At 54.6% G+C, this 24732-nt stretch carries 21 protein-coding genes; 12 read left to right on the top strand and 9 right to left on the bottom strand.

The window, feature by feature from the left end; all coding sequences use genetic code 11:
• The first annotated feature begins 25 nt into the window (after positions 1 to 25).
• A complete protein-coding gene (locus tag BM167_RS04865) occupies positions 26 to 2140 on the top strand; it encodes a hypothetical protein (protein WP_092889542.1) in 2115 nt (704 codons plus the stop codon).
• A gap of 101 nt (positions 2141 to 2241) precedes the next feature.
• Positions 2242 to 3099, top strand: a complete 858-nt coding sequence (locus BM167_RS04870) for a phospholipase D-like domain-containing protein (RefSeq protein WP_092889545.1) — start codon at positions 2242 to 2244, stop codon at positions 3097 to 3099.
• A 300-nt stretch (positions 3100 to 3399) separates the two neighbouring features.
• Here BM167_RS04870 and BM167_RS18075 read toward each other — a convergent pair whose 3' ends face one another.
• Both BM167_RS18075 and BM167_RS18080 read right to left on the bottom strand, forming a co-directional pair.
• Positions 3400 to 4374, bottom strand: a complete 975-nt coding sequence (locus BM167_RS18075; RefSeq protein ID WP_143095466.1) for a hypothetical protein — start codon at positions 4372 to 4374, stop codon at positions 3400 to 3402.
• Between the two features lie 187 nt (positions 4375 to 4561).
• The gene (locus BM167_RS18080) at positions 4562 to 5110 is read right to left on the bottom strand and encodes a hypothetical protein (protein ID WP_143095467.1); all 549 of its coding nucleotides are present in this window, start codon (positions 5108 to 5110) and stop codon (positions 4562 to 4564) included.
• A gap of 494 nt (positions 5111 to 5604) precedes the next feature.
• On the opposite strand from BM167_RS18080, the gene BM167_RS04885 reads away from it, so the two are divergent.
• The 6 genes from BM167_RS04885 to BM167_RS04905 all read left to right on the top strand — a co-directional run bounded on the left by BM167_RS04885 (position 5605) and on the right by BM167_RS04905 (position 10840).
• Positions 5605 to 5844 (top strand): hypothetical protein, encoded by a 240-nt coding sequence (locus BM167_RS04885; protein ID WP_143095468.1) that lies wholly within the window; start codon positions 5605 to 5607, stop codon positions 5842 to 5844.
• An 85-nt stretch (positions 5845 to 5929) separates the two neighbouring features.
• A complete protein-coding gene (locus BM167_RS04890) occupies positions 5930 to 6526 on the top strand; it encodes a hypothetical protein (RefSeq protein WP_143095469.1) in 597 nt (198 codons plus the stop codon).
• Between the two features lie 567 nt (positions 6527 to 7093).
• The gene (locus BM167_RS18325; RefSeq protein WP_177213280.1) at positions 7094 to 7255 is read left to right on the top strand and encodes a hypothetical protein; all 162 of its coding nucleotides are present in this window, start codon (positions 7094 to 7096) and stop codon (positions 7253 to 7255) included.
• Positions 7256 to 7265: 10 nt separating this feature from the next.
• A complete protein-coding gene (locus tag BM167_RS04895; RefSeq protein ID WP_092889558.1) occupies positions 7266 to 7790 on the top strand; it encodes a hypothetical protein in 525 nt (174 codons plus the stop codon).
• The gene (locus BM167_RS04900; protein WP_092889561.1) at positions 7790 to 10003 is read left to right on the top strand and encodes an ATP-binding protein; all 2214 of its coding nucleotides are present in this window, start codon (positions 7790 to 7792) and stop codon (positions 10001 to 10003) included. Before BM167_RS04895 ends, BM167_RS04900 begins: the two co-directional genes overlap by 1 nt.
• Positions 10004 to 10333: 330 nt before the next feature.
• On the top strand, positions 10334 to 10840 hold the full coding sequence (locus BM167_RS04905) for a hypothetical protein (protein ID WP_092889564.1): 507 nt from the start codon (positions 10334 to 10336) through the stop codon (positions 10838 to 10840).
• A gap of 266 nt (positions 10841 to 11106) precedes the next feature.
• On the opposite strand, the gene BM167_RS04910 is transcribed toward BM167_RS04905, so the two are convergent.
• The 4 genes from BM167_RS04910 to BM167_RS04925 all read right to left on the bottom strand — a co-directional run bounded on the left by BM167_RS04910 (position 11107) and on the right by BM167_RS04925 (position 15421).
• A complete protein-coding gene (locus tag BM167_RS04910) occupies positions 11107 to 11307 on the bottom strand; it encodes a hypothetical protein (RefSeq protein WP_092889567.1) in 201 nt (66 codons plus the stop codon).
• A 168-nt stretch (positions 11308 to 11475) separates the two neighbouring features.
• Complete coding sequence (locus tag BM167_RS04915) at positions 11476 to 12039, bottom strand: hypothetical protein (protein WP_092889570.1); 564 nt, start codon at positions 12037 to 12039, stop codon at positions 11476 to 11478.
• A 250-nt stretch (positions 12040 to 12289) separates the two neighbouring features.
• Complete coding sequence (locus BM167_RS04920) at positions 12290 to 13450, bottom strand: HNH endonuclease (RefSeq protein ID WP_092889574.1); 1161 nt, start codon at positions 13448 to 13450, stop codon at positions 12290 to 12292.
• A gap of 96 nt (positions 13451 to 13546) precedes the next feature.
• The gene (locus tag BM167_RS04925; protein WP_092889577.1) at positions 13547 to 15421 is read right to left on the bottom strand and encodes a DUF262 domain-containing protein; all 1875 of its coding nucleotides are present in this window, start codon (positions 15419 to 15421) and stop codon (positions 13547 to 13549) included.
• Between the two features lie 698 nt (positions 15422 to 16119).
• Between BM167_RS04925 and BM167_RS04930 the strand changes: the two genes are divergently transcribed.
• From BM167_RS04930 to BM167_RS04940, 3 genes are all read left to right on the top strand, one after another.
• A complete protein-coding gene (locus tag BM167_RS04930) occupies positions 16120 to 17067 on the top strand; it encodes a hypothetical protein (RefSeq protein ID WP_092889580.1) in 948 nt (315 codons plus the stop codon).
• 404 nt (positions 17068 to 17471) lie between these two features.
• Positions 17472 to 18575 carry a hypothetical protein gene (locus BM167_RS04935; protein ID WP_143095470.1) on the top strand — a complete coding sequence of 368 codons (1104 nt, stop codon included), beginning with the start codon at positions 17472 to 17474 and terminating at the stop codon, positions 18573 to 18575.
• A 155-nt stretch (positions 18576 to 18730) separates the two neighbouring features.
• Positions 18731 to 20194: an SIR2 family protein gene (locus BM167_RS04940; protein ID WP_143095471.1), complete on the top strand. Its 1464-nt coding sequence runs from the start codon at positions 18731 to 18733 to the stop codon at positions 20192 to 20194.
• Positions 20195 to 20233: 39 nt separating this feature from the next.
• Here BM167_RS04940 and BM167_RS04945 read toward each other — a convergent pair whose 3' ends face one another.
• A complete protein-coding gene (locus BM167_RS04945; RefSeq protein WP_092891105.1) occupies positions 20234 to 21247 on the bottom strand; it encodes a tyrosine-type recombinase/integrase in 1014 nt (337 codons plus the stop codon).
• Between the two features lie 394 nt (positions 21248 to 21641).
• Positions 21642 to 22676 (bottom strand): hypothetical protein, encoded by a 1035-nt coding sequence (locus BM167_RS04950; RefSeq protein WP_092889589.1) that lies wholly within the window; start codon positions 22674 to 22676, stop codon positions 21642 to 21644.
• A gap of 428 nt (positions 22677 to 23104) precedes the next feature.
• Here BM167_RS04950 and BM167_RS18330 point away from each other — a divergent pair, with 428 nt between their 5' ends.
• Positions 23105 to 23278, top strand: a complete 174-nt coding sequence (locus BM167_RS18330; protein WP_177213281.1) for a hypothetical protein — start codon at positions 23105 to 23107, stop codon at positions 23276 to 23278.
• A 107-nt stretch (positions 23279 to 23385) separates the two neighbouring features.
• On the opposite strand, the gene BM167_RS04955 is transcribed toward BM167_RS18330, so the two are convergent.
• Entirely contained in the window at positions 23386 to 24576 is a 1191-nt protein-coding gene (locus BM167_RS04955) for an AI-2E family transporter (protein WP_092889592.1), read from the bottom strand.
• Positions 24577 to 24732 lie beyond the last annotated feature (156 nt).

The raw sequence follows: 24732 nt of genomic DNA on the forward strand, positions 1-24732 counted from the left end.
CCCATACAGGAGATACCACGATACGATGTCATCCGACAACAAGACGATGGAACGCTCACAGTCGAAGTTCATCTACGACTACCTGCCGTGGAACACGTTCAACCACGCGCACAACAACCTCAGCGGGCGCATCGCCGCGCTCTCGCCCGAACGCGGCGAGTACGGCGAGGAAATCGATCCCGACCTGCCAAAGAACTACCTCATCGAGCGCATCCACCGCCACATCTCGAAGTGGCCTAACGACGACGACATCCGCGACGACCTCACGTACGCGAACACCGAACTCGTCCAGCCCGGGTGGGCGAACTACCTCGTCTACCCGCTCACCTTCGAGTGCGACGCCTGCGGGTCGGTGACGAAGTTCTCGCGCGACCAGATGGACGAGATGGCCGATGAGTCCAGCGACGCCCGAGACCTCGCGGTCTGCCAGAATCCCAACTGCGGGTCGTCGCTGTCCGATCGCGACCAGTTGCCGTTCGTCGCCGTCTGCGAGTGCGGAACCATCGACCAACTCAACGTCCCGACCTGTTGCGGTGCAGGGATGGTGTTCCACCGCCCAACCACTCAGATGGACTCGTGGTACTGGGAGTGCGCCGTGGACTCCTCACACGACACCACGTCGTTCTACGGCACGCCCGTCCACTGTCCGAACGGGGACTGCAACAACGAGAATATGGAGGTGATGAACCACACCTCCAGTAGCGCGTTCTACCCACAGGTGCGCAACCTCATCAACGTCCAGCCCCAACTCGACGACCTCCACTCAAGCGACCACCAGCAGGCCCGCTACGTATCCGACTACCTGCTCGGAGACGAGGGCGGCGAGGTGGACGAACACGAACAGCGTCAGGTCGCCAACGAACTGCTTGAAGGCGACTTCTTCAACGCCCCTCGCGAGGAGGTCGAGGCGAAACTAAAGGAGGCAAAAGATCGATTGATGGTGGACGTTCAGGAACACCGCAATCTCACCGAGACGTGGCTTCAGGGCGAGGAACCCACCGAGGGAGACTGGCCGTCAGGCGGCTACTACGGCGACCCCACGACGCTTGCGGAGGAACTGTACGAGTACCTCAGCGTCGTCTCACCGGACTATGCTCCCGCCAGCGGTATTGAGTCGGTCTCCTATCAGGAGATGGTGGACAACAACGCCGAGGATACCCACCTTTCGCTCCCGAAGGTCAAGAAGTACAACCAGCTTCGCGAGGCACTGAACTTCGCGGAGGTCCGCCTCATCAAGGACTTCCCCATCACGCAAGCCACCTACGGCTACACGCGAACCGACGCCAACCCGCCCGGCGAGAACCGCAATCCCGCCACGAGCAACCCTGAAGAGGACGCTCGCCACGGCGACGATGATTCCGACGACGGCGAAGAACACGTCGAGACCGAGGACAGCGACGTGGGGGCGTCCACTTCCGAGGAGGATGAGGGTATCCCCGTCCAGTTGAAGCTGTTCACGACTGGCGAGTACTCTGCCCCGCAGGTGTTCGTCCAAACTAACGACGCAGAGGCCGTCCTCGTCCAATTCGATCTCGAAAAGGTGGTTACGTGGCTCGACGAGAACGGCCTGCTAGACGCCTCAGGGGTCGACCCCGGCGAGGCGGTCAAGCGCCCGGACACCGACGATGAGGAGGCGATTCGTAACTGGTTCGTCGCCAATATTGACCCGCCGGGTCGCTACGACGAACTCGATTCCGATGCCGCCCCCGGAACCCATGCATGCGTCTCTCGGCACTGCTATACGCTTCTCAATACGACGGCACACTTGTTCATCAACGGGATGGGCGCACTCGCGGGCCACCAGCGCGAGTCGCTCGTCGAACACCTGATGCCCCGCACGATGAGCTTCGTCGTCTACAAGCGCCCCGACACCGATTTCGCGCTCGGCTCGGTCTGGACGCTTTTCGAGGAACAGTTCGACGACTTCGCCGCCCACCTCGACGAACTGTACGATTGCTCGTACGACCCGGTGTGCATCCACGACGAGAACGGCGCGTGCGAGGACTGCCTGTATCTCGCGGCTATTTCCACGGAGAACGCTAACCACAACCTCGGTCGCGGCACGTTCTACGGCGGGAACTTCGACGGGCGCGACCTCACCGGTTACAGGCACATCACCCTCGACGCTCAAGACGACTGAACGCCTCGACCTCACCCGGGGCATTCGTCGAACTTGACCCGAACTTCGCAGGGTTCAGCGCGGCAGTCCATCGCGATTGTTGACATCCATACGAATATACTATGACCTCAACCTCAGCGGACCTCGACTCAGACGCACTGCTCGAAACGGCTCGCATCGTCGCGGAGGCCGTCCCAGCTGACGCGCTTGACGGCGTTCGCGCCAGCCTCGAATACCTGCACTACGCTGATCGTGCTGTCCGCCCGGATGTGCTTCGCGATGTCGCACCGTGTGACCTCTCGATGACGGAAGCTGAGAATATTGTCTACCAACTCGCCATCGAGGGCATTCTTGACGACGACCACCTCAACGTCGAGGCACTCCGGTCGGCGTTTGTCGGGGCACGCCTACTCACTGCGCAGACTGAGCCGCCGGAGAACACCATCGTTGCCACTATCCCCTACGACGACCCCGCGCTTGACCCCGGGATGTTCGAGCCACTTCATGGCAACCTGCTGAACCTTATTCGGTCGGCGGACGACGACCTCGTGTTGATGAGCCCGTTCCTGAGTGAACGAGCCTACGAACGACTGCGCCCGGCACTCCACACAGCGACGGACAACGGCGCGAGCATCACGCTCATTACGCGCTCGCTCACGTACGGGGAGACGGAGTACAACCGGGGGTTCGCTCGTGCCGTTCATGACGACGCGCGGCTCGCGCCCCATACCACGACCTACGAATACATCGACGACGAGACGTGGACGACCTTCCACGCGAAAATCGTCATCGCGGACGGCCAGTGCGCCTATCTCGGCACAGCGAACCTCACACATACGGGTCTCGGTGACAACCTCGAACTGGGCGTTATCTTCCGCGATAACACAGCGTCACGCATTACTGCGCTAGTCGAGAACCTTCGACAATCAGAGTTCTTTCATGAGGTTACTGCTTCAAGCGACTCGTTCCGTCGTTCGTGATGGGCGACTACGACAGCACGTGAGATTTTTCAGGCTAGAAGGGACCATCGTATTACCATCATCCGCTTCGTCCATGAGTGCATAGTCCAGTGATCAACATCCGCGAGACGAGTGGCCTGTCCGAAGGTTACTTCCTCTCGCTCACATCGTGCGACAGCGGCTTCAACTCGCTTTCTGTTGTCAAACCTCAATCGCCCCATACTCTTGCATACGACTCCCAAGAACACAAGAATAGAGTCCGCAAACTGTTCGCAGAAGGAGGACGTTTGGGAGTCTACGCAGATTGATGGGTAGTGTCCACTATGGAGTCCAGTAGGCTTCGTAGGTTCCCTCGTCGAGACGTTTGTCAGTTCCAAAGATGAGGGCTTCAGCTTCTGCATCGGCCTCTGCTTTGAAGAGAAGTTTCCCAGAGACGCTCTCTCCCACGTTCAGTCGCTGTTCCGAGGGGAACTTCCAGTCTGTTCCGTCGTGGTGGATGTGTTCTGCGGAGTGATGTCGGCCATTTTCCACATGGTCAGTGACGAAGAAGTCCTGCGTGGCAGGCGTCTCGACCAGTTCCTCAGCGACGTTCGTCGCCGTGACTTCGACGTACAGATACTTCGCGTCATCCTCGTACGGGAAGTTCTTTTGTTCCGTTCCCTCTCTGTCCGTATACAGGTAATGGGACTGGCTCCCAACTTCATCTACCTCTAATTCGACTCCGAGTGGCGTTTGATACGTTTCGTTTTGGGAGAGGACTCGTGGGAGGAATTCGATTTCAATCGTCGTGTGTAGTTCGTCGAAGCGGAAGTAGACCGTCTCTATGAACGGCCACGTTATCGCGCTCGAATACGTTTTCGTCTCTCCAGCCTCAAAGTCCATGTTGATGGTCTCGTCTATACCGGTCCACGGTGACGAGTCTACTCTTCTCGAAAATGAAATGCCGGACGTAAGTGTTCCAGCTTCTCCGCCTACGTTCTTAATCTCAATCTCGACAGGTGTTTCGACACCAATTTGTGCTTGTTCTGGTGTGTGAATCGCCGTAACACTGAACTCGGCGGGGCCTGCTGTTTCTTCATCTGGATTGATTGAATCGGCGTCGTCTGTTGACTGGGGGGTCTCAGTCGCATGCGATGTCCGGGTGGAGGTTGGTTCCGTTGTTGCTGTTGCGGATGGGGTCGCTGTATCCGCCGTCCCTCCGTCGTTACCTCCCAGACAGCCTGCTGTTGAGAATAGTACGCCTGTGAGACCGGCGATGAGGCCGCGTCGCGAGGGGTGGGGCCAATTGTTTGGCACTTCCTATTGGCTGTTGTCGAGTTGACATAATCTTACGGGTAGCGGAAGGAGAAATAACGAATCCGACATATAACAGTTAGAAGGGTGCCATGTCTCCGTTGTATTCTACAGATGAGCAAGGCGAGTGCCGTCACTTCTGAATATCCGTACCTCTAAAAGGCATTCTACAGCGGTTTGACTACCCTATTTAGTCTACTGTACCGCTGGTTTCGGTATCGACCTCAGAGGGATGTGCCTCGAATGCCCGAGCAAGTGACTGTTGGAACTCGCTAAACGTGGGACAGTACTTGGGTGCATCCTCGTCAGCGACGATCACTTCTCCCGGGAACCTCTCTTCCAGTTCTCCTCGGTGGTCATGGTCATCTGTTCCGGCGAATACGATAGATGGCCACGAGAGGTTGTGAGGTTTGTAAGCCTCATCATCTGTACGAATACCCTCATAGAGAGGCGACTCCTCTGGACCGAGACTGTTCAAAAACTTACGGAGGTCCGTTTTTGCCTCCAGTACGTGAGGTATTCGCCGGGGGTCCCCGTATCGTACCATGTAGTCTGCACGCTCGATTCTTGCCTCACACCATGCGTCGAGATTCGCGACTAGTGTGAGTTCAAAGACAGAACCAAGCAGTTCAAGGTAAACCTTTAGCGAGGCCTCGTTCTTGTATCCGCCATTCCAGAGGTTTGGGACTGTACTCGGCATTCTGTGTGCGTAGTCAAGTCTCGGGTATGTGTCTGTCATCGGTAGTAGTTATAATCGTCAGTCCCACGCCTGTTTGATGTGGTCGCGTGAGACGTTCAGATGCAGTTTTGCTTCCTCTCCGATACGCCAAGTAGCGGCGCGCTTGTTCTCACGCGCGAGCCAGTCCATCGTTTCCATCTCGCGGAGAACGCGCCGGACGGTATGGTGCTGTTCCTCGTTAAACGGGAGGTCACTGAGACGGAATTTGCCAGTCTTTCGAAGCTGGAGCAAACAGGCGCTCCAAACTTGGTCTCGTAGGATCATGTGATGTGGTCTCTCAGGACATACGTTGAAAGAGAGATATATGAGTGCTCTTATTTTCTGCTGTTTGAGGTGTTGACCAAGAGTGTACAACTCCTTACAGACTACATAGGGGCACTGAAGGGTCCAAATCGGTTTATCCATCACATCTGATAAGATAGACATGTGGTCCTCTGAAGGAAGAACACCAGATTGGGATGTGAACGGAGCGTTCTGAATGAGGTGTGTCCCTGATGCATCGCGAGCTCCGGGAAACTCTCCACGTCGAGAACAGGAAGCAGGTGACTATGGAAAACTACACCCTCGGTCATCTTCGAGAAGAGGACGTGCAGATGTTCACGTTGAGGACAGGTTACGCCATTACCGGTGGCACCTGCTCACTACTGGGCGCTCAACCGGCGGCCAATACCACCCTTCCATTCAGGGGTATTGGTGCCACTAAGGGGTCGTACGTCCCGAAAAAAGCCAAATAAGGCATAGAAGAAGGCGAAGCGATTCTAACTTATTCACAACATTCCCGAACTAACACCAATAGGCTTCGGAACCGTAGCTATGTGTATGATTGTTGAAGTGGACGGCCAGCGTGTAGACATCAAGCACTATGCGGCCATTTTTCTCCAGAGCCTCCACGAGTTAGGAGGAACGGCGAACACCCGCGACATCGCGACGCGCAGTGGCCTCGCGACGTGGCAGGTAAACGAGGCGTACAAGCAAACTGAAGATATGGGATTGGTCGCATGGTACGGGAAGTACGACGCCACATCGCGCGGCCCCGGTTCCGACCCCAAGCTCTACGAGTTGACTGGTTCAGGCCGACGAGTGGTTGAGCGTGGCGTTCCCGGCAAGGTCATCGCACTCAACCAGACCGGCGCAAAGCTCCCCGAGCAGGAAATTAACGAACTAAAGGAATGGGTTGCCCGCGTAGAAGGAAAGGTCAACGCGGCGGAACAGAGCGAGGTCTCCCATCGATTTGATGAATTCCGGGCACGTTTGGATGAGGCCGAGAACGTCGAGGATGTACAAGAGGACCTCGCTAACCTTGAGGAGTATCTGTATGAGTGGCACGAGAGTGCAGAGACATACCTGCGAGCCATCCGACGCGCACTACACGACCAAGGAATCGACCTCACAGATTACTTCGAGTCCGACGACTGAGCAATCAGCCTCTGATTTTTCGGGTACTCGGCCAATCCTGTGACTGGTTCCGGCACGGATAACTGACCGCAACGACTGCCGATTCTCTACCTACTGTCTTCGGATGTACATTTATACATTATTTGTATATTTGTACATCAAGAAGAGAGTAAGTACGTTTGGCAGGGTTGAAATCTCAGCAAGTTTCAAATAAGGTTGCCTCATTTGGGAAAAATTCCCGTCCGTTGCGGCCCATCGTTATCGTTGCCGGGCGTGGTCACCCCCATAACAGGCGAATATTGCCGTGAAAAACGTACATTTCCATGTACAAAGTACGTCAAAATGCACATCGGGTTACATCGATGAATACCATCCAATAATCATAGTGACATGTTGAGTTCACGGAACAGTTAATACTCTATATTTCCTATTGTTTGACAGGTGGATGGGCGTCTACCGGATGGTGGGACTATTCATTTTGACCCACCAACTCTCCGCTTCGTTGATTCAGCAATTCACTATGTAAAAATGTTGCACGGTGTGGTTTGGGGGAACATATTTAGTCCTCTTCTCCTTCCACATTCATGTATGCAATCCGACAACCAATCGAAGTGGGCGACGATTCGCATCAGCCGGATGATGCTCGACCGGCTAGATGGGTTCCGTGAGTCCCATGAAGTTGGAGAACCGTCCCGCCGCGAAGCGGGTGACTACCTGCTCTCTCAAGCACTCGACGAGGAGGGATACTGAATGCAAAAACATGGACGCCCAATCCACTCACACCGACTTAGACCGATTCGTCGCGGACATTCCATCCGCACTGAAAGAACAAATCGACATACTTCCTGAGTCTAATAAGGAGTTCGCTATCCGTGCCTTCAGGCGAGAGCTTGGCCTTCAACTTCGTGATGAGGAACGTATCGAAGATGAACTCTCTCGCAAGCGTGAGAAGCGCGCGAAGCTCTCCGCAAAGAAGGAAGACCTCCACCGCGAAGAGTCCTCCATCGAGTCCGAAATCGAGGAATTGGAAGCCGCACTTGAAGATGCACAGGCTTCTGATTCGTTTGAGGACGCCCTCGATGAATTCTTAGAATTTATGGAGGAGCGTGGCACCCACGTGAATGTCCAATTCCCCCAAGTACAAAAAATCGCAGAAGAGCACCGTGTCAGTACGACTGAGGTGCTTGAAACCCTCTACCAGATGAGCGACCTACCCGCCAGCCGATTCGGTCTGGATATAGGGGGTGACGAATCCAACGATGGCCTAAGTGCCGGTGACCTCTGATGGCGGATGGCGTGCCGTCGGAGGCGACGCAACCCCAAGTCCCTACCCTTGGTCCGAGCTATCCGGCCCTCGCAATCCTTACTGCTCACTTCGGTGACTGGTTTCACGATGAGTTCCTCCAAATCATCGAAGAGGACCCCGAGAAGTACACGTTTGACCTTGACCTATCAGCGGTCAAAGCGGTCAACGATACAATCTTCGACAATCTGGTGGAACACCCAGAGAACTACCGAAGAGACCTCAGTCTCTTCCTCTCTGAGTACACCGCCCATGTTGAGTGGATGCGTTGGTACGCCGCGACGGATGAGGAGATGCAAGCGAACTTCTCGGGCTTGATAATTGATGAACCGATGATAGTCCCTGAAGTGGAAGCCAGTGTTGAGTTCGTGAACGCCCCAGACTCCATAACCATCGACATCGGCAACGACAACCTCGACCACCTTGGTGAGCTTGTGGCAGTTGAAGGCGTCGGCTCAACCCTATCGGGGACGCAACCCCGGCGGAACGAGGTCGTATTCCGGTGCGACCTCTGCAACACTCTACAAGACCCTGTGAACGCATCATGGACAACTGACCTGAAGAAGGTTCAGAAGGTTGCAGGCGCGTGCGAGGCGTGTGAACGGAAGAACTGCTTTACCCCAGCGTCGAACATGGGTGAGATGGTCCCGTACCAACAGATGAAATTGCAGGAGCCGCCACAAGACTCGATAGATAATCCGCGCAAAATCGCTGTCGATGTGTATGACCGAGATATGCACGACCTCATCACACCGGGTGAACGTGGGACTATCATCGGTGTGCTGAAGGAGAACACGGACACGGACACGACGTTGGTTGAACCCTTCGTTGAGGCCATCTCTATGCAAGCGAATGAGAGCGGTCATCTGGACATGGAGTTCTCCAAGAGAGAAGCAAGCCAATTCAAAGAGGTTTCTCAGCACCCTGAACTCGTAGATGCGGGGATTAACACGTTTGCACCTGAGACGGACATCGCTGGATACCGAGATGTTAAGGAGAGCCTCCTGTTGATGGCATTCGGCGGACCATCTCGTTACGACGCACAAGGAAACCTACTCACACGGGGGTTTTCTCATATCCTCCTCATCGGGGACGCAGGCACGGCGAAGTCAGCCCTCACGCGTAAACTCAAGAGCCTTGTCCCACACGGTGTCGGCGTTGACTCTGGAACTTCAACAGCTGTAGGTTTGACTGCTACTGCAGAGAAAGAGGAAATTGGCGGTACGGAAGAGTGGGTTGTGAGGGCAGGCGCTCTCCCGATGGCGGATGAAGGAGTCCTTGCCATCGACGAACTGGACAAGTTCAACAACAAGGAAATCAAGTCACTTGCTGGGGCGATGGCCAACGGGCACATCGAAGTGAAGAAGGCGAGCATCAAGGCAGACCTCCGCACGCACACGTCTGTGGTTGCAACGGCAAACCCCATCGATGGGGACTTCAACTCCTTTGAGTCGTACAACGAGCAGTTTGACCTGCCGACGGAAATTCTCAATCGCTTCGACCTCGTGTGGGTATTCCGTGATGTTGCTGATGAGGAACTTGACTCACGAATCTCCGACGCAGTTCGCTCAGCCCACACCGACTGGGCGGCTAAGGAGGTTGTGGCGGATGGAGAAGGCGACCCAGATACTCTCTTCCTTGACGATGGAAGCATCCGTTACGACTTCTTCACCCGCTACATCGCGTACGCTCGTGAAACGTGTGACCCCGAACTTGTTGAAGGGTCTGCCGCTTACGAAGCCGTCGATGACACGTGGATGCGTATTCGTAATACGGGTGACGCAGACCGGAACGCAATCAATCCCAGAAAATACCACGGCCTTATTCGGCTTGCCGAAGCGAGTGCTCGGATGCACCTGCGAGAGGAAGTCACCGTAGACGACGTGAAGCGTGCGGAACGGCTGATGCTCTCTTCACTCAAGGAAGCGGCCTCTGATGAAGAGGGACGTATCGATATTAGCCGTCTGGAGACCGGCACATCCTCTGTGAAGAGATGGGCGATAAAGAACGTCTTGGGCCACGTCCGAGACCTCCAGAGCGAGTACGACGACGAACCGGGTGCCCCGCTCAAAGAAGTCGTATCGCGTGCGGAACGCGACTACGAAGAGCAAACCATCCAATCGGCCATCAATACCATCACAACTGACGGACGGTTGGTTGAAACTGAGGAAGGCTACGTCATCGCACCGAACTGACGATGTACTCAGCCGTTTAGAGTCTTTTTTCGAGTTCGTCCATCATTTCGGCTGGTGTACACATAACGCGCCACGGGTGACCGCAATCACAGTCCATCCCTGATGACCCGGACTTGATGCGCATCGCGGTTTCACATTCGGCATAGGTCAACCTTCCCTAATGGAGGAGCAGAAATGGCTCTCCTGCGAAAACGACCGCGCGGCTACGTGGCGTATGGGTGAGTCATCCTTATCGGACCCGCCGTAGAACTGGAAAATGAGGACGAAGAGTAGTCATCGGCACAATAGGGTGATTACTTTTGAGTAGTGGCTTCCCATATGTCGTACTGAATGTCGCTCCAGACTGCAACAATTTTTGTAAGTGGGTTTGCCGCTCTCTTTGCGTATTTATCGTGGCGGAAGGCAGTCCTCACCGATGTCTATCGTCGGGAAGAACAACTTCGGGCTCGGTTGTCTGACCCCGGAATGATGTTTGAGACGGAGTATTTCTCCGTTCGTGCAGTTCGTGTCCGGGTTCGTGAACGGGAAGGTCTCCGATACAGCGCGGCTAAATACAATCCGATCGGTGACGTACAGGGTCGGACTCAGGTGACGTTGGAGTTCCCTCGGGGCGATGGACGAGTTCTCTTTGAACACGAAGGGGAACGGGAATATTTCGAAGAGATTGGGGTGTACTACCTCACCGACCACGAATTCAGCACCGATGATGAGAACAACGGACTGGTGACGATGACACTCATTATTGACTCCATCGACCCAGATGAAGTCGAAAACAAACTGGTTCAGTACAAGGTCGCATTAGAGGGTCATTACAAAACGGAGTCAGAGGACGAGTAGTCAGGTAATACGGATTGTAGACGCTCGCGTTCAAGCGAGTCTGTACAGCTCGGGTCGGTCGTCATCTGGGACACATCTTATTCAGAGCTAACAAATGACATTATCATGCGCACGTTTCCGCTGTAAACCCGCGATAGAAGGTTCAACGAAGTTGTTGAGTGAGCCGATGGATAATATTCGATAGAGACCAGCGCCACGGTTTCACGGCGTTCGACCGCACATGGGCGTCTTCTAGAGACGGTTCTACATCATCCTCTTCATCGTTATCAGTCATACGCCCCATCCCCTCCGAGAAGCCAGTAGATATCGATGTATCCGATGACGAGAGCACCGATGATGACGAGTGGGGAAATTACATCCATACCCATGCCGGTAGTGAGGCCGACCATCCCGATGATGAGCGTGCCAAACGAGACGATGGCGTAGAGACGACTAACCTCGTTGCGTAGGATATCGCTCATCGTCATAGTCACACTATTGACTGCAAGAATCAAAAGAGCACCGCGCGGTCAGTCCGTCCGGTGACTCTGTAGTCAGGGGTCGTTCGGTCGCTTGACCGAGACGTTTCGCCGCACGCGTAGGAGCAGGAGTTGAGGGTGAGCGCATTATCTACATCAAGAGCCTGCTTTCGCGCCTCATCGGAGATGTTCTAATATCTGGAGGAAGCGGAACGCTGGTTCACCGTATCCCTTTTTATCTGCTCTTGCTAGTTCCCGAAGCTCGTCAATTCGGTCGGTGTACGACCCGTTGATGACCAGTTCTATCTCTGCTCCAGTCTTGTCCTCAAAGTCACTAGATAGCTTATCGAGGCCTGAGGTTAGGTATCCTCTGGGGACGACTGGTGACCACAGCTGGAACACGTACTCGTCAGCATCGTCAAATACCCGCGTCACATAATCGTAGTCTGAGTTGAACTTCTTCCAGAGCTTTTCTAGCGTGTATTGGTAGTCATCGTTACCGTACTCGTCCCAGCGGTCTGTTGAGGGAGTCCCCGGATAGAGAGTCCCATGAAGGTGGGTGATAACCTCGCAAACATAGATGGTCTGTTTCGTTCCTTGTGAGTCGATGGCCACTATATCAATCTCCATCTGCTCGCCCACCTCCTTGGAGCGTTGGTTGTAGCTAACGATCTCGCAGTCAGTCATGAGCTTATGATATGCGCCGACGAGAAGTTCTCCAAGTTGAGCCTCTGATACCATATTCTTCTGCGTGTCTTGGTGCTGATAATACTTTTCCAAGCCAAGGTACTTATTAGATGAATATGTCGTCAAATGGCTAATGGAGGGGGAGAACTAGGTTGCGACCTCAAAGAAGAGGAAGGCCCTCTGTTAGTCGTTAGGTGATCTGGGCATCCGTTTAGCGGTGATAAGAGGAACAAATATGCAGTAGATGGCCAGTGTCGCGTATCTCTATCGCTCTCGAATCGAGCTGGCTGTTGGAGTAGATCCCTCAGGCTGAGCTCCCTGAGTAGCTCGATTCGTATTCGGCTTGTACGTCAAGGACACGCCGAACACTCTCCTGAAACCCCGCCTCACGGGAATCCCCATGTTGCCGAAGCGATTCTCGAACTGATTCACGGGTTACTTCTCTCTCAGCCAGCAGTAGTTCGACCCATGCACGTGTCTCCTCTACCGTGAGCGAATGGCCGGTTGCGATGATACAATCGTAGGCAGAACGAGCATCATCGGTCTGAGAGAAGATGCGTTGGAGTTCCGCTATCGCCGAGTATGAAAGTCCTCCTTCCTCGTAATCTCGGTCAGGGAACATATCGTAAACCCGCTCTGAGCGTTGAACCTGCAAAGCGCTAGCCCCCTCAACATCGATCGTCTCGGCTATCTCCTCGTGGGAGTAGCCGTACTTGGTTCGTGCCCTACGGAAGAGCCGTCCCCATTCCCATTTCTGCGCAACACCCGTCTGTTCTTCTTTGATTTCTCGGATGTAGCGTTCTAATCGATCGAACGTGATGTCGGAGGATGTTAGCTCGAACGGTGAGTCAGGGGAGTCCGCCGTAAGTGTCGAACGGCGCTTGAGTGTCCGATGATGGTTACATCGCACTCGTTCAGGCCCGGTATCCGTGACGCTACAATTGACGAGTAGGGCATCGTCTGCACTTCCTTCGACGATAACGCGTCGTCCGTCTACGAGGCGTGTCTCTCTGTTTCGTAGGCCACCGATCGTCAGTCGGTCGCCAGTGTTGATGGGGTCGAAGCCGAACAACTTTCGGTGGACCTGCACGAAGCGTACTTCCGGCTCAAGATCGTCTGTACTGGGCTGGACGAGAGAACGATCGCTAAACTGGTGGAAGGACTCATAGCCGTGAGTCGAAGTGGCGTCTGCGACGATGATGCTGTAGTCGTCTCGTAAACTGAGCCACCCAGAGTCGAACCCCCAGTGACAGCGACGGCAGAGGAGTAAACCGTTGGTCTCTCGATCGGGCCCGCCGTGTTGTACGGGGTGGATGTGTGCGGCCTCGGCCTCGGGACGTCCGAATGGAGATTCGCGCTTCTGACCGCATATCGCACAGCGATTCGAGTACAGGTCGTGGAGGTTCTGCTTCGTCTCGGGGGAGAACCCGTTCGAATAACTACTCACCGCCCAATCCCCAGTCATGTTCTTCCTTCGAAGGGGAGCGTTTAGTTGTTGGTGTCAAAGGTCGCGATGGAGTTAACATAGAAAGAGAACACAGGGTACGGAGAGTAATTGGGCTTAAAGAGTTTCTTTGAGCGGGAGCTTCGTCTCCAGCCGATTCCTCACTAAATCCAACCGGCGTTCCACGAACTCCGGGTAGTTCTGATACTCGTGGAGATCCGGGTCCTCGGGTACCCGGTGTTGTTCGAAATACTCGCCCTTGTCGGGGATTGATTCCACCTTCTCATCGTCAATCCGTTCCAGCCAGTCGGTGAGATCTCGGTCGCTCTTCGATTGATTCTCCTTCGGGGTGAGGAGTTGGAGGTTTGCGATGTGGTCTCGGTTATCTTTGAACCAGTCGATACGTTCTGGTTCCACTCCCATCTCCCGCAGGAACGCTTCGTCGCCTAGCTTTCCCCTCGGGAAGATGTGATCCACTTCGTACTCTTTGTGGCCTGCTCTACGGTTCTGGTAGAGGTGAGTGAGGAGCACGTTTCTACGCGCACCCGATCGATAGTCTACTTCCTCAAGTAATTCGTCAAGGACCTCACTGTTCAACTGTACGACTGCGCCGCTCCCGCGAAGGTCGTCCAGAATTTCTGTCGCAGGGAAGCGGCCACTATCGCTCTCTTCGATGTGTCCTCTGGCCGTTTTCAGAACCCGCTCTGTTCCGATGTTCCCGAACACGCCGTTCAGGACTGTAGTGGCAAGCCAGTATCGGATTGCAGAACCACTTGCGCTCGTGGAGGTGTCTGTCTCGTACTGATACTGGCTGATGGGAGCGACGACGTTCTTGCTGGATAGTGCCCCGTTGTGGAAGCCGAACTCGGAAGAGAGTTCAAACGCATCCCGTAACGCCTGCTCGAATTGGTCGTCGTAGAAAATCGTCTCTGCTTCGCGGAGGTCGTCACCATCGTATCGTCCATTCGCTCGAAACGCTGGTCGCTCACCCGAGAACAGGAGGAGAGTACGGAGCACGAAGTTCTTCCCGAAGGTAAACCCCGATTCGGTGAGATCGTCGTCCCTCGACAGTGACTCGGTGAACTGCTCGATCTGCTTCTTCGCGTCGGTCGGTCCTCCGTCCTCATCGATTTTCTTCCAGTAGCCGGTGAGAAGGGCCAGTAGTATGTCTACGCCACTCAACATCTTGCCCGCTTTATTGCGCCGGATGAACAGCTCCCTCGCAGTCTTTTCGTCTGTGAGTGTTCGTTCACAGAGGATTGCTTCTCGTCGATTCACGCCCCACCAGAGTCGTTTTAGATTCGATTCGACGCGCTCGTGTTCCGCACTGTCGACACTCTCCTGTACCTCGGGGATTGTCTCGTCAAGGAACGCGTCCTTTTCGAGGAACGAGTCGGTTGTGAGTTCGCCAGAGTCGTCTACCAGCCGACTAACTGCGAACCAGTAACGGTCACCCGATTCGCTCAGTCCGCCGGACTTCCTGAACCTGAACTCGTAAACGAGGTCACGGTCGTGTTCGCCGGATTGATCTCCTGATAGTAGGTCGAAGTACAGCTTCCGTTGATTCCACGCTCCTCGATTCTTGACCCACCCTCCGTGTCTCCGGGTCGTGAAGGTCCCGGTCAGGCTGAGGAAGAACGAGGTCAGTCGCTGTTGGCCATCAAGTACGAGTGAATAGGACTCGGGGATGTCTCCGAAGTCGTACCGCTGACTGTAACGCCGGATGTGCCCTTCGTCCTCGAACGAGAACGCGCGCGAATCTACGTAGTGCTGGAGGAACGAGTAAGCGGGCTCTCTTCGCGGTCCTTCGCCTTCATCGTCCCAGATCAATAGTGATCCGAGAGGTAGTCCCCGAAGGAGAGAGTCCCACAGCATCTTGATTTGATTCTGATTCCAGCAGTAATCGCGTTGGAGACACGGAATGAACAACGAATCGTTCAATCGAGGAAGTATCTCACTGATTCGTTCCGTCTCCGGGAGGTACTCGTCCATCGTAATACTATCTGGTTGTAAAGAGGTTATAAAACAGTTGGGAATATGAACATTCGTTCCTTAATACAGTGAGGTGAGAAATCGGGAGTCGGATTGATGCCGCCAATCAATCACAGACCCTATTCATGTGATCGCATTCTCGAAGGTAACGAGCAGAGTCGGTGGTAGAGTCCGTCCCGGTTCTTAGATATTCTCGAAGTACCCCCTCCGCTGTTCCATCTTCTTGATGTCGGACATCTGGTTGTAGTGTTTATGGAGAACGTCGGCAGAAACGTCCGCTCGGTCGCTGACCACCGGGACTGATAGCCTCGTTTTTGAGCGCGTGCATGAGACTTGACCGGCGGATGTCGTGTAGACTGACTGAGGAGGGACAGAGGTGGCTGTGTCGTGGCGCTGGGTCGCTTCACTGGTCTTGGGTTCTCGTCCGTAGTCGTCAGAAGCGTTCGGTCGCTGGCCGCAGAGTCAGTCGGTTGAGGACCGTGACGAGGGCGGTCAAGATGGAGACTGGCGCCTATCCACTATACTGCTTCTTTAGGAGTGTCAGTCTCGGGATGGTGGCAGACGTTGAGGCACTGTTCGACTCGCTAAGCAACAATCGCTTATACTTTGGTTGACGCATAATCTATTTATCCAACAGAGTATGATATACTTGAACAGAAGTTATACCGTATAGCGTTCATATTACTAAATCGAGTAGTATGACCGACCAACCCCTCAACGGTGGGCGACGGCGGTTTCTAAAAAACACGGCGACCACAGCCTTCGGTACGGGCCTCGTATCGTCGGCAGGTGTCGGACGGGCGCAGACCGCGCCAGAAGGCGACCTCCTAGGGCATCTGACCAACTCCGTCCACGGACCCGTCGTCAAGCAGTCAGTGTCCGATGAGGGAGCCATCGACACTGATCGCAAGATGGCAGATGCGGATGGGCGGATGCTCAAAATCGGACTGGAAGGCGGCATCAACGGCCCAAACTGTCGCATCGGGATGAGTGCGGAGGCGACGACGGGACTTACGTGGGAAGCACCCGATAATGACCCCCGGAAGGTGACGGTTGCGTTCGACGCAAGCGGGTCGCACGAGACGTGGAATTACGACACCGACGGCGAGGGAACGCTGACAAACACGTACGGCATCGTCATTCGGAATCGCACCCTTCAGCAGGAGGTTGCCTCCGATGTGGAGGTGCTTGGGTCGCAACTGCAGGCGGAACTGGCCGAACGCGCCATCGAGCAGGCAGTGACCACGGTCATCACATGGGTGTTCCTACCGAGTCTTGGTCTTATCGCGAAGTTCATCGCAGGCCGGGGCATCGGTGCCGTCGTCTCAAGGGTCATCGAGGTTGAACCGCGCAGAGCGTCGAACACGAACAGCTTCGGACGTGACACGCGGACGCGTCACATCCCTGATTCGGGAACGGCGACGGCGACCTTCACACCGACAAAGGGACACACTTACGACATCGCGTTCACGGTTGCCGAAGGCTTCGAGGGGCATACGCCTTCCCAGCGCAACGAGTACGACCCCCGAGACGGGTTCTACGGCGAGGCGTCGTCGTGGTTCCTACTTAACGAGTTCAGCCTTGAACCGGCGACTACGTTCGGACTTAACGCGGATGATGAGGATGAAGACGACATCTGGAGATGAATGAGGAGCGGATTATGGCTGTAGTGAAGAATCAGTACAACCGCAGGCTAACCAGATAGAACGTCCGTTGCAGACGCTCGTTCGACATCTACGGTAGCCGAGGACCGCATCAGCGAAGTCGAGACCGAGTTTGCACTCTATTAGATGCAGTGAGCCGTCGTCTGACCGCAAGAGCTGGAATCCCTGTTGCAGGAAGTAGTGTTACTGAGATGAAGGAGAACTTGTTATTTGATTCGCAGGGCAGTCTATCGGATGCCTTGTCTTAGTATTGCATATCTGTGAAAAGATTGGATCTATATTCGGTATTTCAGGTTTTTAACAGTTTGTAGACACCAGCCATAGTTATCATATTATGAGAGTGTAGGAATACTATTTACTTCTATAGGATAGATTCAATATCAAGAATGGCGACGGGGGTCACCGACTTCATAAAAATTAGCGAAGTCAGGAATGAGATAGATGCTACATTTCCCAACCCGGGAGAGGATGTTAGGAGAGACATCGAGGTCAAAAATAACGGTTATGGTCATAGACTAATCGGAAATGCGTTTGAGTTCCTTTGTAAGCTACTCCTGTATCGTCGATGTAACGAGGTTGTCCGACCGCAGTACAGAGCACTGAGAACTTGGTCACAAGATGAGAACACTGAGAGTTGGGAAGGTCTCGGAAACTCGGAAAAGTGCCGCTGGAAAGCAGGCGAAACACCACCGACCCGCGTCCGAAAATTCGATGGGATGCAGTGGGAAGACAGAGAAGGAATTTCTAATCGAACCGAGTGGAAAGAGATGAACGAAGCCCGCCCCGTATGGCGGAGACGCCAGAGTGCAATCAAATGGACGATTGACGAAGATTTGTCAAAACTCGCTCACCAATACGTCCAGACAGGTATGAACACCAAGGGAGTGGTAAAATCTGCACTCATCAACGCTGGGTGGAAGCCAAACGAAACCGTCCACTCATGGATTGACCGGAACGCCTTCGAGGAGGACGTCCTTGACGAGATGAATGATCTGTTTAGCCTACTGCGCGAGAAGGAGTGGACCTGCGGGGAAACTGTATTCGAGAAGCCGTCATTCGGCAATTATCTACATATACTGCGGGGAGAAGGAGACTTCATCGTAGACGATTTACTCATCGATATCAAAACTACGAAGAATCCTACATTCACGAAGGCATTCTGGCGGCAATTATTGATGTACTATGTTGTGAACGACGTACAACGGTTGATCCACGAATCAGAGTGGAGGTCTAGCAAGGAGCCGTTTGAAGGAAAGTACCCAGAGATCAACCGAGTAGGGATATACTTCGCTCGATTTGGTGAACTCAAGACGATCAACATGAGTGATGTAATTAACGACCGAAACCAATACGAAGAGTTCCGAGCGTGGATTGTTGACCGGGCTCTAGAAGAGAATGCACATGCTCAAGTTGATTATTCAGACCTGAGGTCTCTTCTGACGGAACCGTATGACTACAAGCGACAGCGTACCCTATTCGATTTTGAGTAAATCCTCCTAGCGACGTGGTTCATGTCGTGAGAAACAATAGCACACCCATTCTCAAGCGGAGAATCTAATTCTAAGCGAAACCATCAACATTAACATGTCTCATGAATTGACAGAAGCAAGATGAAGTTCAATCGACTGGGAAAGGAGGGGAAGCTGTGACTCATTTAGAAAATTATCGGGCGGAAATAAAAGAAGAAATCGAGAAAACGGTCGGATCGGTACCCGTTCAGCCAATCGTATTTGCAGGATCAGGCCTTTCGATACGATACTTTTCGGGACCGAGTTGGGACCAACTTCTGAGTCAGATGGCATCAAGTTGTCCGAAGCTTGAACACAATTACGGATACTACCGTCAGAGCCGGGATGCTACTGAGATGGGGAGTCTCTTGGCTGATCGGTTTTCGCAGTGGGCATGGGATAAAAATGAGGAGAAATTCTCTGATATAGATCTTAAATATGAGGATACTCCAGACATCTATCTAAAGACTGAAATTTCGAAGTATTTCAAGAGTATCACGCCCGACTCAGCGGAGGATTTAAAAGAAGAGAAGTTGGATGAAGACTTAGGTTTAGACCAAGCACAGAAAGAAATACGGAAACTTCGTGAGATACAGCCTCATGCGGTGGTAACCACTAACTATGACCGCTTCCTTGAAAATATCTTTAATAATGAAGGCAGGGAAGATGAAAAGTATGATGTCGTTGTTGGAGAGGAAATCCTCCGATCACCACATAAAAGCATAGGTGAGATACTGAAAATTCACGGCACAGTAACGGACCCAAGTTCGCTCACTTTAACTTCAGAAGACTATGAGGAGTTCACAAGTCGAAAGCGATATTTAAGCTCTAAGATGCTTACGTATTTTGCTGAGCATCCTCTTTTGATTGTGGGTTATAGTGCGACCGACCCCAACATTCGGTCCATCCTGTCGTGGGTGAATCAACTACTTCCAGAAGACGAAGTAACCGCGAAAGACATCTACTTTCTTGAGTTTGACAGAAACATTAAGGAATACGAGGAATATCCTCGTATGAAACGGATTCAATTAGGAAAAGACCGTTTCATTTCCGTAAATCGAATTATTGCTCGCGATTTCGATTGGGTATTCGATGCCTTTGCTAGTGGGGAGGGTTTCGAAGTTGACGTTAGATACCTTCGCAAGCTTCTTGCTAATACATACGAAGTCGTTCGATCTAAATCATCCGACGAGCGAGTAGTTGATCATAAGCGTATTGAAGACGTTGCTGAGGATAAGGAGGAACTTGCGACTGTGTTAGGGGTCTCTGCGGGAGGGAAGAATCGTGGATTTATTTTTGATCATGATCTCTCTCCGCAAGAAATGTATGAGAAAATTGGTTTATCTTCGGCATATGATTTCAAGCGGAAGGTTCTAAAACCGATCTATGAAGAAACAGGGATGAATATTACTGGGTTCAATAATAAGTATCACATCGCATTTTTCAACCCCTCGGTAACATATCGTCGGTACTCCGACTCTGCAGTTGATCTCTTCAGCGAAATTCTAGCTGGTAATGAATTCCATATCCAAATTCCAAAGAGTAGAGTTGACGAAGAGCACGAGAGTCGTGGGCTTGATATGAGTGATATCCTAGAGTAAATGGCAAATAACTGGCATGGGGTTGTCGTGTAAGGATATTTAGATATTCTCGAAGAAGTCCCTCCGCTGTTCCATCTTTTCGACATCGGTCATCTGGTTATAGTGCTTGTCGAGTACATCAGCAGAAACGTCGGCTCGACCACTTACTGCTGGGACCGGGACTTCGCTCCTAAGCGCGTGGGTGAGACTTGACCGGCGTATGTCGTGCGTGCTGATCGACGAAGGACAGAGATGGGCTGTATCGTGTCGTTGGGTCGCTTCACACGTCTCAGGATTTCGATCGTGAGGGCACTCATCACCGATAGCACAGGGACGGGACCACTGGTAGACGTACTTTTGGAGTGTCTGGCCGTGGGCTCGACCATAATTCGTTGCAAGAAGTGGACGACGGTCATGTTCGTCGGTCACATCGGGACGCTGGTCAGAGAGCCAGTCGTCGATGACCGTCGTGAGGGCAGTGGAGATTGAGACAGGTCGCTCGCCTTCGTACTTGTTTTTCAGCGGTGTGTCCGTCTCGGGACGATGGCATACGTCGAGGTACTGTTCGTCGGGGTAGAAGTCGTCCACATCGAGCGCACGGCCTCCACCACGCCGCATCGAAGTGTGCCAGTAGAGTTCCCACGTTACGTGCGGGAGCGTTGCGTACTCGTATTTTCGGAGATACTCTAGTATCGCTTCAGCGGTTTCACTGTCGATGTGAGTCTCACGCTCGTTCTCGCCGCGCTGAAGCGATGGAGACTGGACCTTGTCAGGGAGTTCCGGGTGAACAGCATCGATGCCTGTCGCCCAGCGAAGGAATACGCGAAGAGTGTCCATGTAACTCTTGAGCGTGACGTTCTTGATGTCTTTCGAGCGCCGGATTTTGTAGCGGTTTGTATCGCGTCCGGTGAGTTCGTTGAGGTTCTCGATGTCGTTCTCTGCGCACCATTCGAGGAAGAGCTTCAGGCGTCCACGATGGGTGCGGTGTGTCTGTTTCGAGAGTTCGCTCTCGCGGTCAGCGAGATATAGCTCTACTGCGGTGTCAGGTTCTATCGGTTCGAGTTGGGGTTCCATTTGTATCGTGTGTTTGGCTTTCTGCTGGTCGTAGTGCGTACTGAGCGCCAATTTCACACGACAGGACCCCCTGAGCCTCGGTTATGGCCCGGGCGACAGTCCGCTTCGCGGGCTGTCGTCAGACGGCAAGTGTGGCACGGAGTGACACACTTGACGGCGTGGTTCAACAATCCCGGCCGGCGCATTATTGTCTCGAACGAACGTGAGAGACATAATCGCCCTGCCGACGATTTGAACTACGCGAGGCGAGCGGAGCGAGTCTCGCCATCGAGTTCAAATCCCGGCCGGCGCTTTCTCTCATCTCATCCTCGCGCGGGGTATTACGAGCGAGAAGTCTCCGCGAGTCGTAGACGGTTCACGTCGGAGTCGGAAAAACCGTGACCGAAACCGCGGGTCAGTTCGCGTTTCCGCCGAGGGTTCCGCTACCGCTCGCCGTCGCTTCCGCGTTGGTTGCGGTGAGCGTCAGTTGCGTGTGAGCGGTCATCACCGCAGGGTGTTCCTCCGCGATGGACCGAAGCCCGGCGTAGCCGACGTTGTTCTCCGGGTACGTGGTCGGGTCCCCGTCGGCGTCGTAGGCGGGGTAGCCGTCTTCGCCGCTCATCGCGAGCGGGTCCGCGCTCTCTCCGTCGTCGGTTCTGAGCGAGACGGTGAAGCGCAGTCCGATCCGCGAACCCGCGGAACTCCCGTCGGTGTCTTCGTCGAGGAGGTCCGTCCCGCCCGCCGGGCCGTAGCTTCCGTTCAGGAAGTTTCCGCCACCGCTGATACTGAATCCGCTCAGGTAGTGGCCGGGCGACTCGTTCACGTCCTCGTCGCTTCCGGGTAGTCCGGCGTAGTCCGGACGGTCGTGATCGTCGGAGAACAGCATGATGGGCGGAATCTCCGAGGACGGGACGGACGTTCCTTTGAAGTACGCGTCACTCCGTCCGGTGAGTTCGGACGCCCGACTGTAGAGGGGCGCTCGACCGCTACCGGGGAAGCGACCGCTCGTGCCGGAATCCGTGAGCGTCTCCGGGTAGTACTCGTCGTTGAACAGCCACGGCGTCTCTCTGAAGACCGGCACGTAGCCGTCGTCGAGAAGCGGATAACCGCCGTAGTCGTTTCCGAGAGCGTCGTAGACGTCCTGTCGAAGGCCGTCCACTTCGTCCGCCCACGCGGGCAGGATGTCGCCCTGTTCGTTCCGTTCGAGGCGGGCCTCGACGAGCACACGCATCTTGCTTACGGATTCGTCGAAGCCGTCCCACTCGACGGCCAGTTCGGGCTTGATGAAGACGTTCGAGATGTCGCCCGTGTCGTTGGTAACCGTGCCCGCGTCCCCGTCTGCGATGTTCAGTTCGGCACTCGCCGCACTCGCGGAGAACGCGCTGAGCCCCAGTCCGGTCGTAGCGATACCAGCCGCACCGATTCCCTTGAGGTAGGTTCGTCGTTCCATGGTGTGAGTTCGCGGATTCAGCACGGAGCCCGCCGAAAGCGGCCGTGTCTGAATCCTACGCGCTCAAATTGGCGAATATGACAATAGTAATGGACGAGCTCACCGGAATTATACGTCTGATTGGGTGTTCTTAGACGGAGATTCAGGAGATACAACCGGCGGTCAAACCCCGCGTAGGGGCGGTATAATCGGACTGAGGAACACAGTTACACGAGAGGGCCGGAGACAGCGGTGACCGACTGCGTCCGCCCGTTCGACACTCTCGGACGGCTGGAGTTCGAAAATCTCAACTCGAACACCAGTTTGTTTGTGTATTATAGGATAGAAGTTGTTTCAAAATTTCGTATATTACCACACTAGCAGCGCCTCTCGCGAGTGGCTATCCATCTACGCACAATCCTCAATCCCGTCACTCCTAATGAGGAGATATGTACACGAAAGGAGAACTCGACGACGAATTCGGTCCCGTAGACGCCGACGAATGCGCCGAGATGCGTTCGGCCTCCGAGTTGGGGTACTCGACGGAATCGCTCGCGACGCACTTCGAGTTCGAGGAGTCCACCGTCCGACACCACCTCGACGAACGCTGTTCGCACGTCTGAATAACCACCGCAGATTCTCGGGCGTCTCTGAACGGCCCGCCGCGCGTTGCCGAGAGATGGGGCGTCGGTGAGTCGCGCCTGCCACGCCCGTCGGGTCGGACGTCAGTTCATTCGTCGCCCGACTCGGCGGCGTCGCCGTCGAGCGATTCCGCGCGCGTCGACTGAGGGTCGGCCCCGACCGATTCGCCCATCGATACCGTGGGTGTGAGCGACTCGCCGTGGACGAGTTCGGGGAGGACGATACGCACGACTTCGAGCATCAAGACGAACAGTATCGGAAGGAGGAAAAAGCCGTACCAGCCGAACAGGGTGGGACCGAGCAGATACGCGAACATCATCACCACCATGTCCAGTTGGCGGCCCGTGATGTACGGTTGGATAAACGTCTGCGGGAGGATATCGAGGACGAGAAAGTAGACGACGAGGAGGCCGCCCACCAACGGCAGTTGGTTTCCGCCGAGACGCACCGCCTGAAAGCCGAGGTAGGCGACCACCGGGAGGTAGATGACCTTCCCGACGACGATGGGCACGAGGCTGGCGACGCCGGTGAGGAACGCGAGCACGAACACCATCGGAATCTGGAGTTCCGGCGGCGCGACGAGGTTCGTTCCCCAGTAGACGGCCGCCGCGATGACCGCCATGACGACGACGAAGAGGAAGTTTCCGAAGAAGACGGACTCTATGTCTTCGTCGACTGCCGCGGCGTACGCGTAGGCCGTGGTGTCGCCGCCGCCGAACAGTTGGCGCAGACCGTCCGAGAGTTCCTCGTCGTTCTTCAAGAGGAAGTACGAGAGCGTCACCGAAAGCCCCAGCAACAACACCGTACTGATGGCGGCCGACACGACTCTCATACCCGTCTGAAGGACCCGCTGGAGCGTCTGTCGAGGGTTCGAGACGACCTGACCGGGGTCTTGGATGAGTTGCGCGAGCGTCTGGCGTTGACCGGCCGGTAGCGTTCCGACTCCGAGATAGTTCTCGAGGAGCGCGAGGGTGCCCGCGGTGTTTCCGAGGGACTGCTGGACCTGCTGGAACAGCTGAAACCCCGCGAAAAACAGGATTGCCGCTACCGGGAGCAGAACCGTCAGAAGCGTCAGCCACGCTGCAATCCCGTCCGAGCCGATGACGGGCTTGAGTCGCTGGTATATCGGTCGGGTCGCGTAGTAGCCGAAGACGCCGAGCACTACCATCCCCACGAACGAGTACGCGACGAACGCCGCCGCCGCCGCGAGTGCGAGAACGAATACCCACCAGCCGATTCGTGCGCGACCGTCCGGGAGTTCGAATCCGGTGTCGGGCATCTTACTGTCGGACACGCCCCGAATATCCAAAGAACTGGGGGCGGCGTCTCCCGACCGGACGGCGCCGTTCTCCGATATCCGCCGAGAACGGCAACGGCCGCTGGTTCGAACCGCACTCGAACGATGGCGGATCGGCCGTGTCGGCGGTGCGTCGAT

It is taken from the genome of Halopelagius inordinatus, from assembly GCF_900113245.1.
GTDB lineage: Archaea > Halobacteriota > Halobacteria > Halobacteriales > Haloferacaceae > Halopelagius > Halopelagius inordinatus.

What these genes read in the sequence shown, in the direction of transcription:
- BM167_RS04865 (WP_092889542.1), top strand. Translation starts at nt 26, where the DNA reads ATGTCATCCGACAACAAGACGATGGAACGCTCACAGTCGAAGTTCATC.
- BM167_RS04870 (WP_092889545.1), top strand. Translation starts at nt 2,242, where the DNA reads ATGACCTCAACCTCAGCGGACCTCGACTCAGACGCACTGCTCGAAACG.
- BM167_RS18080 (WP_143095467.1), bottom strand. Translation starts at nt 5,110, where the DNA reads ATGACAGACACATACCCGAGACTTGACTACGCACACAGAATGCCGAGT.
- BM167_RS04885 (WP_143095468.1), top strand. Translation starts at nt 5,605, where the DNA reads ATGCATCGCGAGCTCCGGGAAACTCTCCACGTCGAGAACAGGAAGCAG.
- BM167_RS04890 (WP_143095469.1), top strand. Translation starts at nt 5,930, where the DNA reads ATGATTGTTGAAGTGGACGGCCAGCGTGTAGACATCAAGCACTATGCG.
- BM167_RS18325 (WP_177213280.1), top strand. Translation starts at nt 7,094, where the DNA reads ATGCAATCCGACAACCAATCGAAGTGGGCGACGATTCGCATCAGCCGG.
- BM167_RS04895 (WP_092889558.1), top strand. Translation starts at nt 7,266, where the DNA reads ATGGACGCCCAATCCACTCACACCGACTTAGACCGATTCGTCGCGGAC.
- BM167_RS04900 (WP_092889561.1), top strand. Translation starts at nt 7,790, where the DNA reads ATGGCGGATGGCGTGCCGTCGGAGGCGACGCAACCCCAAGTCCCTACC.
- BM167_RS04905 (WP_092889564.1), top strand. Translation starts at nt 10,334, where the DNA reads ATGTCGCTCCAGACTGCAACAATTTTTGTAAGTGGGTTTGCCGCTCTC.
- BM167_RS04910 (WP_092889567.1), bottom strand. Translation starts at nt 11,307, where the DNA reads ATGACGATGAGCGATATCCTACGCAACGAGGTTAGTCGTCTCTACGCC.
- BM167_RS04915 (WP_092889570.1), bottom strand. Translation starts at nt 12,039, where the DNA reads ATGGTATCAGAGGCTCAACTTGGAGAACTTCTCGTCGGCGCATATCAT.
- BM167_RS04920 (WP_092889574.1), bottom strand. Translation starts at nt 13,450, where the DNA reads ATGACTGGGGATTGGGCGGTGAGTAGTTATTCGAACGGGTTCTCCCCC.
- BM167_RS04925 (WP_092889577.1), bottom strand. Translation starts at nt 15,421, where the DNA reads ATGGACGAGTACCTCCCGGAGACGGAACGAATCAGTGAGATACTTCCT.
- BM167_RS04930 (WP_092889580.1), top strand. Translation starts at nt 16,120, where the DNA reads ATGACCGACCAACCCCTCAACGGTGGGCGACGGCGGTTTCTAAAAAAC.
- BM167_RS04935 (WP_143095470.1), top strand. Translation starts at nt 17,472, where the DNA reads ATGGCGACGGGGGTCACCGACTTCATAAAAATTAGCGAAGTCAGGAAT.
- BM167_RS04945 (WP_092891105.1), bottom strand. Translation starts at nt 21,247, where the DNA reads ATGGAACCCCAACTCGAACCGATAGAACCTGACACCGCAGTAGAGCTA.
- BM167_RS04950 (WP_092889589.1), bottom strand. Translation starts at nt 22,676, where the DNA reads ATGGAACGACGAACCTACCTCAAGGGAATCGGTGCGGCTGGTATCGCT.
- BM167_RS18330 (WP_177213281.1), top strand. Translation starts at nt 23,105, where the DNA reads ATGTACACGAAAGGAGAACTCGACGACGAATTCGGTCCCGTAGACGCC.
- BM167_RS04955 (WP_092889592.1), bottom strand. Translation starts at nt 24,576, where the DNA reads ATGCCCGACACCGGATTCGAACTCCCGGACGGTCGCGCACGAATCGGC.